The sequence below is a fragment of the uncultured Parabacteroides sp. genome, assembly GCF_947855115.1.
Taxonomy (GTDB): Bacteria; Bacteroidota; Bacteroidia; order Bacteroidales; family Tannerellaceae; genus Parabacteroides.
Genome location: NZ_CANTZW010000019.1, coordinates 1 through 13,933, shown reverse-complemented (window position 1 = coordinate 13,933; position 13,933 = coordinate 1). Strand labels below are relative to the sequence as shown.

The following is a 13,933-nucleotide window of genomic DNA, read 5'->3' as shown; positions in this document are numbered from 1 at the left end:
TTGAGGATTGACAATTGACAATTAAATGAGGAAATGAGAAAACGAGTATTGAAATATTCCATATGGATCGCTGTACTGTTGTTTGGTGTCGGCCTGTATTCGCTGAACGCTGATTACCTTGCGTATACATCGTCCTTGCCGGAACTGGAATTGCTGGAGGCCCCGGAAGATACGATTCCTCCCCGTTATCCGGTAGCTAAGACCACGCCGGAGGAATATCAAGATATCGTAAGGCAATCGCCCGCCGATTTGCGTGATCCGGAGAATGTCAAGACAACGATTGAGTATGACTTGAGGACGAATACCTATATTGTCCGCACGAAATTGGGCGATATGGAGATCGGTACGCCGATGAGCTTAACACCTGCGGAATACCAAGATTACTCTATGCAACAATCCCTTCGTTCGTATTTCCGCCAAAAGAATGAGGAAGAATACCAGAAAGCTACGAATAAGCAGTTTAACCTGACCGATATGCAGTTTAATATCGGTGCGGCAGAACGTATCTTCGGCCCTGGTGGAGTACGTGTAAAGACACAAGGCTCTGCGGAAATTACGATGGGATTGAAGACCAATAAGAATAATGACCCTTCCCTTCCGGAGCGTTCCCGTAAACGTACTTTCTTTAATTTTGACGAGAGCGTTCAGTTGAACGTGCAGGCCTCGGTGGGCAGTAAGGTGAATTTCGGGATGAATTACAATACCGAGACCTCTTTTGACTTCGATTCCAAGAAGCTGAAGTTGGCGTATACGGGCGAAGAGGATGAGATCATCAAATCGTTGGAGGCCGGTAACGTGAGCATGAATACCAGCAATTCCTTGATTAACGGAGGGGCGGCTTTATTTGGTATGAAAGCGGATTTGCAATTTGGCAAGCTGCGGGTGAACGCCTTGTTCGCCCAGCAGGAATCCGAGTCTAAGACGGTTAGCTCAAAAGGTGGCGTGCAAACGAAGCCCTTTGAGATCAAGGTGGATGAATATGATGAAAATCGCCATTTCTTCTTGGCCCATTATTTCTATGATAACTACGACAAGTTTATGGAGTCTTTGCCTACCGTCACCTCTGGTATCGAGATCTCCAAGATAGAGGTTTGGGTTACCAATAAGCGCGGTAATTACGACCAGTCCCGCAATATCGTAGCTTTCACGGATTTGGGAGAAAACGAGTCGCGCAACATCAGCAATACCGCATTGGTGATGCCATCCGGAACTGACCGGCGTCCGAACAACTCGGCTAATAACTTGTATACGACTTTGACCACCCAATTTACGGATGCGCGTAAGATCAGCATGGTTAACGATGCGTTGAAAGGAGTCATGGAAGGTGGAAAGGATTTCCAAGAGATCGAGAGCGCCCGTTTGCTGGAGTCTTCTGAGTATACGCTGAATAAGAAGCTGGGATATATCTCGTTGAAAACCCAATTGCAGGCAGATGAGGTATTAGGTGTCGCTTTTAGCTTTATCTATAACGGTAAGACGTATCAAGTCGGCGAGTTCTCTACGGATAATAAGGAGAATACGAGCGACTGTATTTTCGTGAAATTGCTGAAAGGTATCACGATGTCACCGGATATGATGTTTTGGGACTTGATGATGAAGAACGTATATTCGTTAGGCGCTTACTCGGTACAGAAAGAAAAGTTTAAGTTGAACGTAACGTATCAAAGCGATTCTACCGGCACATATGTCAACTATCTTCCGGAAGGTAACTGCGCGAATCAGATTTTGATCCGGGTATTAGGCCTGGACCGCTTGGACACTTATGATAATCCGAATCCGGATGGTTTCTTCGATTTCATTGATGGCTATACGATACAGTCGGAGACCGGAAAGATCATATTCCCTTGCGTGCAACCATTCGGCTCGAAATTGCGGGAAAAGATAGGTAATGCTTATGCGAGCAAATATGTGTTCCAGGAACTGTATGACTCTACATTGACCGTTGCCCGCCAGATCGCCGAGAAAAATAAATTCCTTTTGAGCGGTGAGTACAAAGCCTCGTCGGGCTCGGAGATTGATTTAGGAGCCACTAACGTAGCCCGGGGGTCCGTGCGTGTGACAGCGGGAGGGGCTACGCTGACCGAGAATGTGGATTATACGGTAGACTACAGCTTGGGCCGGGTGACGATCTTGAATGAGAGTATCATATCTAGCGGAACCCCTGTCAGCGTATCGTTGGAGAACCAGTCTACTTTTAATATGCAACGGAAGACGATGATCGGGTTGGATTTGAATTATCAGTTCAACAAGGATTTCATGGTCGGCGCCACGGTTATGCATATGTCGGAGATGCCTCTTACGGTAAAAACCACTTTGGGGGATGAGTCTATAAAGAATACCTTATGGGGTTTGAATACCTCCTACAAGGCAGAGAGCCAATGGCTGACGAACGTGTTCGATAAGTTACCGTTGCTGACATTGACTAAACCCAGCCAGATCTCGTTCAATGCAGAGTTCGCTCATTTAATAGCGGGGCATTATGAGAACCAATATACGGGTGGTTACTCATATCTGGATGATTTTGAGTCTACCCAAAGTGGCATGGATCTATTGAATCCCTATGCGTGGAGCTTGGCGAGTACTCCTTATGAGGACACGAACCCTAAATTCCCGGAGGCAGATAAAGTAAATGATATCGCTTATGGTAAAAACAGGGCTTTATTGGCTTGGTATACGGTGGATGGTATTTTTACTCGTAAAAGTTCGTCTTCCCGCCCCCGTCATCTTACGAATGATGATTTGTCGAATCATTATGTCCGGGGAGTTAGCTATAAGGAGATTTACCCCAATAAGGAATTAGGAACGAATGATAACACGACCTTGCCGGTGTTGAACTTAGCTTTCTATCCGGATCAGCGAGGCCCTTATAACTTGGATGCGGATAATATAACGCCGGAGGGCAGATTGGCGAACCCTGAGAAACGTTGGGGTGGTATTATGCGTAAGATCGAGCCGAGTGATTTGGAATCTGCCAATTATGAGTATATAGAGTTCTGGATGTTGGATCCCTTTTTATACAGTGAGAACTCGGAAGGTGGTGATTTGTATTTTAACTTGGGGGAAATATCGGAGGATATCTTGAAAGATGAGAAGAAGTTTTTCGAGAATGGTATGCCGGTAGACGGCGATATGTCGAAAGTCGATACCACGGTATGGGGTAAGGTGCCTCGTACGCAAAGTACGGGGTATGCGTTTGATGCCCAGAACCGGGAGCTGCAAGATGTCGGCTTGGACGGTCTTTCTACGGAGGAGGAGTTGCAGTTTCCTACTTATGCGGAATACCTCGATAAGTTACGGAGCAAGTTATCCGGTACGGCCTTGGCCGATATGATGGACGATCCTTTCTCGCCGTTCAATGATCCGGCCGGCGATAATTACCACTATTTCCGCGGCGATGATTACGATGAGGCGGGGAAGAGCATCTTAGAGCGTTATAAGCGCTATAACGGCGTGGAAGGAAACTCGCGGGAATCAGACCAGCGGTATGCCACGGCGGGCAAGAGTACCCCGGATGTGGAGGATATAAACGGTGATAATACCTTGAACAAGACGGAGAAATACTTTGAGTATAAAGTCTCGCTCCGTCCGGAGGATTTGCAGGTCGGGGTCAATAACATCGTTGACGAGCGTACGCCGGAGGTGACTTTGATGAATGGTAAGTCGGAGAAGGTGAAATGGTATTTGTTTAAGATCCCGATCAAGAATTACGACAAGACGGTAGGCGCTATTCGCGATTTCAAGACGATCCGTTTCATGCGTATGTATATGACGGGTTTCCGTGATTCTACGGTCTTACGTTTCGGCTCTTTTGAGTTGGTTCGCGGTGATTGGCGTACGTATACGCAGGATTTATCGAATCCGCTTATTCCACCTAAGTCTGATGGACAAATAGTTGTATCTTCTGTAAATATAGAGGAGAACGGGCAACGTCAACCGGTCAATTACGTGTTACCTCCGGGAGTTAGCCGTATGTTCGATTCCAGCCAGCCGCAGTTGCTTCAACAGAATGAGCAGGCGTTGTCTCTGAAGATTACGGATCTGTCTCCGGCAGATGCCCGTGCGGTTTATAAATCTACCTCATATGACCTTCGCCGATACAAACGGTTGGAAATGTTCGCTCACGCGGAAGCCCCGATTGATGAGAACCAGACGTTAGGCGATGGAGATCTCTCGGTATTTATCCGTTTGGGATCGGATTATAAAAATAACTATTATGAGTATGAGGTTCCTCTGAGCCTGACCCCTCACAGTACGATCCTCTACAATACGAACAATAGTGCGGATCAAGAGAAGGTTTGGCCAAACCAGAACAAGCTGGACTTCAGCCTGGATATCTTAACGGATCTGAAATTGGAGCGGAACCGCTTGAAACGGCAAGGACAAGGAAATATAAGCTATCAAAAAGTTTATTCGAAGAACGATCCGGACAACACCCGTAATAAAATTAGTATTATCGGTAACCCGAGCTTGGCAGAGGTGAAGGTAATCATGATCGGTGTGCGTAATAATACGAGCGATATCAAGAGCGGTGAAGTCTGGGTGAACGAGCTCCGTATGACGGATTTCGATGAGAAAGGCGGTTGGGCGGCTAATGCGAACCTGAATGTCGCTTTGTCGGACTTGGGTACGGTCAACGTGAGCGGACGGATGGAAACCGCCGGTTTCGGTGCGTTGGATCAGTCGTTGGCCGAGCGTCGGATGGATGATTATTCGCAATATAGCGTGGCAACCTCTATCGAGTTGGGAAAATTGTTCCCGGAGAAGGCCAAAGTCAGCATACCTTTCTACTACGCTTATTCGAAAGAGACGACAACGCCCGAGTATGATCCGTTGAATGAGGATATCAAGCTCTCGGATGCGTTAGACGCGGTGGATACCCAGGCCGAGAAAGACTCTATCAAGAATTATTCCTTGGACCAAACCGTTATCAAGAGTGTCTCTGTCAATAACGTGAAAGTGGATATCCGTAGCAAGAACCCGATGCCGTACGACCCTGCGAACTTCTCGTTCGGTTATTCTTATAGCCAGAACAGCAAGAAGAACCCGGAGACTGAATATGAGACGACCAAAGACTACCGAGGCAATTTCGCGTATAGCTATACGCCTTACGTGAGACCGTTCAGGCCATTCGAGAAGATGAAGAAGAACAATGGCTATACGAAATATATCAAGCAATTCGGATTGAATTACGTCCCGTCGAATATTAGTTTCCAGACGGCGATGATGAGGAATTACTACGAGATAAAACTGAGAGACCTGACTAGTTCTACCGGTGGTGGCAACCAGTTGCTCTCGTTCAGCCACAATTTCTTATGGGACCGTGCTTTCAGCTTGCGTTGGGACTTTACGAATAACTTGAGTATGACCTTTACCTCGGGTACGAACGCCCGTATCGAGGAACCGAACGTTCAGGTAAACAAGAAGTTGAACCCGGATGATTATCAGGTATGGAAGGATTCGGTGAAGCAAAGTATCCGTGATTTGGGTACTCCGTTGAAATATGACCAGACGTTTAATGTCACTTGGAACATGCCGTTGCAATTCATTCCTGCGCTAGACTGGGTGAACAGCTCATTGACTTATAATGCCACGTACAACTGGGACCGCGGGGCCGAGGTCGCTAGTGTAGAGTTGGAACAGGGTAATATAATCAAGAACCAGCGCCAATTTGACTGGCAAGGTAGTTTCAACCTACAGGCGTTGTACAACAAGAACAAATACCTGAAAAAGATCAACCAGAAATTCATGGCCTCTTCCCGTACAAACGCCCGCCAGCCGGAGAAAAAGAAGAAAAAGGTAAAACTGGAGAAGGAGATCCAATTGAGCCCGGATAGCGGTACGATCGTGCAGCACGGGATGTTTACGAAAAAGGTTCGCATCTCGGCGCGCGGGGCGGATGGAAAAGTCTATTCGATCAAATATAAACCGATCAATTATGCCCAAGTGATGATCTTGAATAAAGATACGGCGCATTTGAAACTGACAATCGTGCCCGGTCCTCAACCATTGGAGGGAACGCTGACGAAAGTGGCCGAATACGGTAGCCGTTTCCTGATGATGTTGCGCCGGGTGAACGTACAATACTCGTCGGTAGATGGTATGATGTTGAGCGGTTACGCGCCGGAGGTCGGCGATATGTTCGGGCAGCGGCGTACGGGTACCTTGGCTCCGGGGCTTGGTTTTGCTTTTGGAGCGGTAAGAAGGAGTTTTATCGACGAGGCGGATGAGCGGGGCTGGTTGATAAAGAATGAGAATATGACGACTCCCGCCATGATCAGTAACGCGAAGAATCTTACGATCCGTGCGAACCTGGAACCTATAACCGGCTTGAAAATCGATTTGAACGCGAACCGGGTGGATACCCGCAGCACCGATATCTATTATATGCAAGACGGTATGCCAGAACAGATGGGAGGAAGTTTTACGATGACAACGATCGCCTTGGGTAGCGCTTTCAGCGGTAGCGGAAACGCTAATAACGGCTATTCGTCGAAGGCTTTCGATAAGTTTATCTCCCACCGTAATGTGATCGCCCAGCGTTTGGAGAATGCCTATGCGGGAACTAATTATCCTACTTCCGGTTTTATGGCCGATCACTCATTGGCCGGTAAGCCGTATGACGCCTCGGCCGGCAACGTGAGCTTGAACTCGATGGAGGTATTAGTACCGGCGTTCTTGGCCGCTTATACGGGGAAAGACCCGAACAAAGTAAGTTTGTCTCCATTCCCTTCGGTAAAAAGCTTACTTCCGAACTGGCGTATCACGTATGATGGCCTGGGCCGTATCCCGGCTGTCCGTAAATATTTTAAGAGCATGATATTGAGCCATCAATACCGCTGTTCTTATAGTGTGGGGGCATTCTCCTCGTTCTTGGATTGGGTGGATGCCGGGCAGGATGGTTTGGGATATATCCGCGATATCCAGACCGGTAATCCTACGCCATCTTCCCCTTATGATATAGCGGCGGTGAGTATCACGGAGGGATTCAGCCCGTTGTTTGGCGTAGACGCTACCTTATTGAATAATGTAACAGGTAAGTTTGAGATACGCAAGACGCGTAATTTAAGTTTGAACATATCCTCTTATCAATTGGTGGAGGCGCTTTCCAACGAATTCGTGGTTGGCGTAGGATATAAATTGACTGAGTTTAACAAGGTGTTGAAAATGAAGAAGACACGCGATTTCAGCAATGATCTTACGATCCGCTTGGATTTCTCCTACCGCAAGATGATGTCTTTGATCCGTAGGATTGAGGATCAGTTGACGCAAGCTACCAGCGGGAATGTAGCGAAGACCATCCAGTTCTCCGCTGATTACGGGTTGAGCCGTGCCTTGACATTGAGAGCGTTCTATGATTTGCAGATCAATGAACCGATCGTGTCTACCTCTTCTTACCCGACCTCCAACTCGAACTACGGCATTAGTTTACGGTTCTCGTTAGCGCAATAAGAAGAGTATAGTCTATTTACAGGACTTCTTGGTCTGTTTTTAAATGCCTGTCTATCGGTATGGAATAAACCTTTATATTTGTGCAAAATATAATTGAGATATGAAGAATACTTACAAATTGATACTATTTCTTCTCTTGATAGCCAATGCTTCTTTCGGTCAAGACGTGAAAGGGCATATTAAGGATGCGGAGAGCCAGGAGGCTTTGGCCGGCGTGAACGTCTTTTATAAGGATAAAGGAGGAACAAGGGGAACCGTGTCTGATATAAACGGTTATTATGAGCTGAAAGTAACGGACGGCGACGCGATCTTGACCTTTAGCTATCTGGGGTATGAGACGTTAAGTGTTCCTGTGAAAGTAGACCCGGGAGAATTCTTGACACATGATGTATCCTTGCGGACAAACTCGAACATGATGGACGAGGTTGTCGTGAGCGTCGGGCGCTATGAGCAAAAGCTGAGCGATATTACCGTCTCCATGGAATTGTTGAAGGCGAGAGATATCACCCGCCAGTCTCCGAAAGATTTAACGGATGTTCTGAAAAACATCTCGGGCGTAGACGTGACGGACCGGCAACCATCCGTGCGCGGTGGTACGGGATGGACTTATGGGGTAGGTAGCCGTTGCTTGGTTCTGGTAGATGGGATGTCGGTGCTGACCCCTGGGTCCGGTGAGATAAACTGGAATATGATCCCGATGGAGAATGTTGATCAGGTAGAGGTACTGAAAGGAGCGTCTTCCGTGTTATACGGTTCTTCGGCCTTGAATGGCTTGATTCACGTGAAAACGAAACGTCCCGGATTGGATCCGGCGACACGGGTAAACCTACAAGGTGGATTATACGGAAAGCCGCGTCAGAACGGCGCTCCTTTGTATGGGGGCCTAGACCTCTCTCACTCCCGCAGGATCCATAATCTGGATCTGACGGTTGGCGCTAATACATTTTTAGACGATGGGTATCGGCAAGACAATTATAACCGCCGTGTCCGGATCGGCGGGAACTTGACGTATCACGATCCTCGGGTACAGGGGCTGAGTTATGGCATGAACGTGAATTATTTGTATAACGATTATACCGGCTTCTTTATCTGGCGCTCTCCGGAGGAACCTTATATACAATCTCCGCTGGCGAATATGGGACGTCGTGAGAATACGTTTTATATAGACCCCTTCCTGAATTATACGAATTCGGAAAAAAAGACGACCCATCGTTTCAAGGGGCGTTTCTTCCAGCGGGGAAGTCGTATCATCACTCATACTACGGATAAATCCCTTTTGGACATAGCGGATAATATGGGATTCGATATCTCATCCGTTCCGGAGATTATCGATATGGCGCAGAACTGGCAAACCGGATTATTGCCTACTTTCCTGCCGTATCTGCCGGAAGTGATGAACGGGAAGGTCTGCGGCCTGATGGGGGAATTGGGCAAACTGGGAAATCATTTCTTCCCGACAGCTACCTCGGCTGATTATATGGACTTGATCTCTTGGGTCATGGGGCGTACTCCGCTGCCGGATAAGAATAATTTAGGGGCATGGATGGTAGATGCCATGAAACCGATGAGGCAAAAAGCCGTGGAGGCTACGGATCATACTTATTCCTACAATCTGGATTACCAATTCAGCAAGGAGTTCGATCACTCGCGACTTACGGTGGGAGGTACTTATGAGCGCATCCACGCGGATTCGAAGGTGACGGGGCAGCACAGTAGCGATAACGTGGCCACTTTCCTGCAATATGATCATACGTTCATCGATCGTTTGAATGTCTCGGTAGGTGTTCGTCTGGAGTATTACCGGGTAGATGATTTCTACCGGGAAGCGGAGACGAAGATTCTCGGGGCGAAGATACCGGTGAAACCTGTCTTCCGCGGGGGCTTGAATTATGAGCTGGGCGAGTACAGTTTTATCCGGGCTTCCTTCGGGCAGGGATACCGTTATCCATCCGTTACGGAGAAGTTTATCTTGAAGGATATCGGGGGTGTGGGAGCTTTCCCTAACTCTGAGTTGAAAGCGGAGCAGGGCTATAACGCCGAGCTTGGTTTCAAGCAAGGGTATAAGTTGGGTGGTTTGAAAGGTTTTATCGATGTGGCCGGCTTTTATACCCGCTATAAGGATATGATTGAGTTCCGTTTCGGCTTGTTCAACAATAAGACATTCGATTATATCGACGGGCTTTCGAAATTATTCAACGCGCTCTCTAGTGGCGATGGCTTGGGGATCGGCGCTCAGTTCACGAACGTGGGACGGGCCGAGATTTATGGGGTGGACTTATCTACCTCGGGCGTGTATGAGTTCAACCGCGATACCCGCCTTGCATATACTTTGGGCTATGTTTATACGAACCCGATCGATATGGACGTGGATTCGCGGAACGCGGAGGAAGAGGCGAATGATGATCTGATGGCGATGCGCTCGAAGTCGAATGACAGCAAGTATTTGAAATACCGCCAGAAACATTCCGTAAAGGGGGTATTCGATTTGGAATGGAAGCGGTTCAATATCGGAACGAATATGTCTTGGAGGAGCAAGACTTTGGCGGTCGATTATTTTATGGTCGATGAGCGAACGAAAGCGGAGCCGAATCTCATGGATTATATGCGTTCGATGTTATTCGGGAACTTGCATGATTATTGGGAGGATACTAATAAAGGATATTTCGTCATGGATATGCGCGCCGGAGTAAAGGTGACGAAAAATATCCATGTACAAGGACTGGTCAACAATATCTTGGGTAAACGTTATAGCACCCGCCCGATGGATGTCGGCGCCCCCCGGACCTTCATCCTGCAAATCAGTGCCGATTTCTGACAATTTACCTGGTTGTAGAGACGGGGCGTGCCCCGTCTCATCCCCTCAAAATGGTAACTTAAAATACTATCAGACTGTGGGAGACGGGGCACGCCCCGTCTCTACAACTATAACCAATAATGCTTTTTTAATTCATATCACAGCATATGATAGTTTTTCAACTCATTTCGTAAACGGGTCGCTTGATTGTCCGTCACCTTATCCATCAGTTTCCAGAACTTTTCGCTATGGTTCATCTCTATCGTGTGGCAAAGCTCATGCAATAGCACGTAATCCACCAAATGCCAGGGAAGCAGCATCAATGATAACGAGAGGTTGATGCTTTTCTTCATCGTACAACTGCCCCAATGCGTCTTGCTGTTATTGATTTTCACCCCGGTCAGCGTAAATCCGTGTTGCCGTGCCAATAGCGTGACACGTTCCGGCAACAACCGTTTCGCCTCATGGCGGAGCGCCTTCTCCAGCATGGATTTCAGTAAGGATTGCACTTCCTCCTCCTCGAAGCGGGTCTCGTCCGGACAAGCGATATGTAGCACCCCGTCCTCCAGCCTCATATAAAAATTACTTCGTTCGGTACGAAAGATATGCAAGCGGAATGTCGTGGCCTGTAACTCCGAATTCTCGTCGAGCAAAGGCCGGGCCGGATGCTTTTGGAGCGCTTTCGCGAGCCGGGCCTTGTTCTCCATGATAAAAACGATCATACGTCTCTCGTCTCCCCCGGGCGGCATCGTGGCGGTTATCTTTCCTTTAGATATCTTGAGCGTGTATCGGGTGGCCCGGGGAGTGGTACGGAGCGTAATGACTCCCAAATCCTTGTCTTGTATGTTCTTTTCCATTCCAGCCACAAAAGTAATACATTGAGGGAAACAATAATACGACGGAATTGATTATCTTCGCGATTGTAAAGGTTAAAAACATAATCAATAATAATAATTAGCAATCATGAGCAAAAAAGCACTTTTAATTATCTGTGATGGTTGGGGAATCGGCGACAAAGGCAAAGATGACGTGATCTTCTGCACTCCGACTCCGTATTGGGACGAGTTGTTGAAAACTTATCCGAACTCACAGCTACAGGCTTCCGGCGAGAACGTTGGTTTGCCTGACGGACAAATGGGTAACTCTGAGGTGGGTCACTTGAACATCGGTGCTGGCCGTATCGTTTACCAAGACTTGGTGAAGATCAATATCGCTTGCCGCCAGAACACGATCATGGAGAACCCGGAGATCAAACGTGCTTATAGCTACGCGAAAGAGAATAATAAGCAGATCCATTTCATGGGCTTGGTTTCCGACGGTGGCGTGCATAGCTCCTTGGAACATCTCTTGAAACTGACGGATATCGCCAAGGAATACGGAATCAGCAAGGCTTATGTTCATTGCTTCATGGACGGTCGCGATACAGACCCGAAGAGTGGCAAGGGCTTTATCGAGACGTTGGAGAACCATCTGAAGACTACCGGCGGTAAGATCGCCTCTATCATCGGGCGTTATTACGCTATGGACCGCGACAAACGTTGGGAACGCGTGAAAGAGGCTTACGATTTGTTGGTGGAAGGTAAGGGCAAACCGGCCGAATGTATGGTAAAAGCCATGGAAGAGTCGTATGCCGAAGGCGTGACGGACGAGTTCATCAAGCCGATCGTTCACGTGGAGAACGGTAAGCCGGTAGCTGTTATCGAGGAAGGCGATGTCGTGATCTTCTTCAACTACCGCAACGACCGTGCGAAGGAGCTTACTGTCGTATTGACCCAGCAAGATATGCCGGAGGCCGGAATGCATACGATCCCCGGCTTGCAGTATTTCTGTATGACTCCGTACGACGCTAGCTTCAAGGGTGTTCATATCTTATTCGATAAAGAGAACGTAAACAATACGTTAGGCGAGTTCCTGGCAAACGTAGGTAAGACCCAGTTGCATATCGCCGAGACCGAGAAGTACGCCCACGTGACTTTCTTCTTCAACGGTGGCCGCGAGACTCCGTTCGATAACGAGGAGCGTATCTTGGTTCCTTCCCCTAAAGTGGCTACTTACGACTTGAAGCCGGAGATGAGCGCTTTCGAGGTGAAAGATAAATTGGTTGACGCTATCCATACGAAAAAATTTGATTTCATCGTAGTCAACTACGCCAACGGCGATATGGTAGGCCATACAGGTATCTACAAGGCGATCGAGAAAGCGGTCGTGACGATCGACGCTTGCTTGCGTGATACGGTCGAGGCTGCTAAGGCCAACGATTATGAGGTGATCATCATCGCGGATCATGGTAACGCGGATCACGCCTTGAACGAGGATGGCACTCCGAATACGGCTCACTCCTTGAACCCTGTCCCATTCGTTTATGTGACAGCCAACAAAGACGCTAAAGTAGAGGACGGTATCCTGGCTGATGTGGCTCCTTCTATCCTTCACATCTTAGGCTTGAAACAACCGAAGGAGATGACAGGTAAGTCTTTGATTAAATAATGATATAATATCGTTTTAGCGGAATGAGGAAATTGCGAGGATATCCGGACAGTTTCTTCATTCTTTTTATTTTTACACCTCTCTCATGAATCATAGTTCATAATTCAAAACTCATCATTCATTATATGATCCAGATAGACGATACCTTAGTCAGTCTTGATGTAATCGAGCGTTATTTTTTATGCGATCTTTCCAAATGCAAGGGAGAATGCTGCGTAGAGGGAGATTCCGGCGCTCCCTTGGAAGACTCCGAGTTGGCTAAACTACAGAAAGTATTGCCCATTATCTGGGATGATTTATCCCCGAAAGCCCAAGAGGTCATTAATAAGCAGGGCGTAGCTTATATCGACGAGGAAGGAGATACGGTTACTTCTATCGTTGACGGTAAGGATTGCGTTTTCACTTGTTATGACGCGGACGGTACGTGTAAATGCGCTATCGAAAAGGCCTACCGGGAAGGCAAGACAAATTTCTATAAGCCCGTTTCTTGCCATCTCTACCCGGTTCGCGTCACTCAATACCGCGACTTCAAGGCCGTGAACTACCACCGCTGGAACGTATGCAAGGCGGCGGAGATCTTAGGCAAGAAAGAGCGATTGCCGGTTTATAAGTTCCTCAAAGAGCCTTTGATCCGTAAGTTTGGCAAGGCTTGGTATAAAGCGTTGGATGAATGCGCGGAGGAATGGAAGAAACAGCATAAAGAGTAGCTTCTACATCGTTCATAAATGAGTCCCTTTGGCTTTCGCCTGTTTTTAACGTACAGTTATCAACGGGGTGGGCTGAAGGGATTTTTTTTGTTTTATAGTCGCTCTTTTTCCTCAAGGGAAAGGCCGGCATGTGTATGCTTTAAAAAAAACATGTACGTCTTTTTCCGGAAACACGTACATGTTTTCTCAAAAAGACGTACGTGTTTTTTAAGGGCCCTAATATCGCCTTATATCTGTGATTTTAAAGGGTATTTTTGTCGTATAAACTGATGGTGTATAGATCTTTAGCTGGTATAAGCGGTGTTCCTTCGTATTGGTTTTCGGTAGGGTTTCCAATCAGGTGAGGAGGGAGAGGGCCATAAATGGCATTTTCCGTGTGCGTGTAAAAAATATGTTTTGTTGTAAATATGTTTCTTGCGATTATATTAATGTACGTGCGTACATTAAATAGTTTGTATAATGGATAGGATATAAAAATGAATAGTATAAACGATCG

5 protein-coding genes are annotated in these 13,933 nt (G+C 47.3%); 4 read left to right on the top strand and 1 reads right to left on the bottom strand.

What is annotated here, in order from left to right; genetic code table 11:
* The first annotated feature begins 33 nt into the window (after window positions 1–33).
* Both sprA and Q0110_RS12075 read left to right on the top strand, forming a co-directional pair.
* Window positions 34–7,449, top strand: coding sequence for a cell surface protein SprA (gene sprA / locus Q0110_RS12080; protein WP_297906470.1), 7,416 nt, complete (start codon window positions 34–36; stop codon window positions 7,447–7,449).
* Window positions 7,450–7,549: 100 nt separating this feature from the next.
* Entirely contained in the window at window positions 7,550–10,264 is a 2,715-nt protein-coding gene (locus tag Q0110_RS12075) for a TonB-dependent receptor (RefSeq protein ID WP_297906468.1), read from the top strand.
* 137 nt (window positions 10,265–10,401) lie between these two features.
* Here the strand turns inward: Q0110_RS12075 and Q0110_RS12070 are convergent, their stop codons facing one another.
* Complete coding sequence (locus Q0110_RS12070) at window positions 10,402–11,100, bottom strand: SprT family zinc-dependent metalloprotease (RefSeq protein ID WP_297906466.1); 699 nt, start codon at window positions 11,098–11,100, stop codon at window positions 10,402–10,404.
* A gap of 106 nt (window positions 11,101–11,206) precedes the next feature.
* Between Q0110_RS12070 and gpmI the strand changes: the two genes are divergently transcribed.
* On the top strand, window positions 11,207–12,730 hold the full coding sequence (gene gpmI / locus Q0110_RS12065) for a 2,3-bisphosphoglycerate-independent phosphoglycerate mutase (RefSeq protein ID WP_297906464.1): 1,524 nt from the start codon (window positions 11,207–11,209) through the stop codon (window positions 12,728–12,730).
* Between the two features lie 125 nt (window positions 12,731–12,855).
* On the top strand, window positions 12,856–13,437 hold the full coding sequence (locus Q0110_RS12060) for a DUF3109 family protein (protein ID WP_297906462.1): 582 nt from the start codon (window positions 12,856–12,858) through the stop codon (window positions 13,435–13,437).
* The last annotated feature ends 496 nt before the right edge of the window (window positions 13,438–13,933 follow it).

Bases quoted from the DNA above. Each gene is read 5' to 3' on its own strand.
- gpmI (WP_297906464.1), top strand. From the start codon at position 11,207: ATGAGCAAAAAAGCACTTTTAATTATCTGTGATGGTTGGGGAATCGGC.
- Q0110_RS12075 (WP_297906468.1), top strand. From the start codon at position 7,550: ATGAAGAATACTTACAAATTGATACTATTTCTTCTCTTGATAGCCAAT.
- sprA (WP_297906470.1), top strand. From the start codon at position 34: ATGAGAAAACGAGTATTGAAATATTCCATATGGATCGCTGTACTGTTG.
- Q0110_RS12070 (WP_297906466.1), bottom strand. From the start codon at position 11,100: ATGGAAAAGAACATACAAGACAAGGATTTGGGAGTCATTACGCTCCGT.
- Q0110_RS12060 (WP_297906462.1), top strand. From the start codon at position 12,856: ATGATCCAGATAGACGATACCTTAGTCAGTCTTGATGTAATCGAGCGT.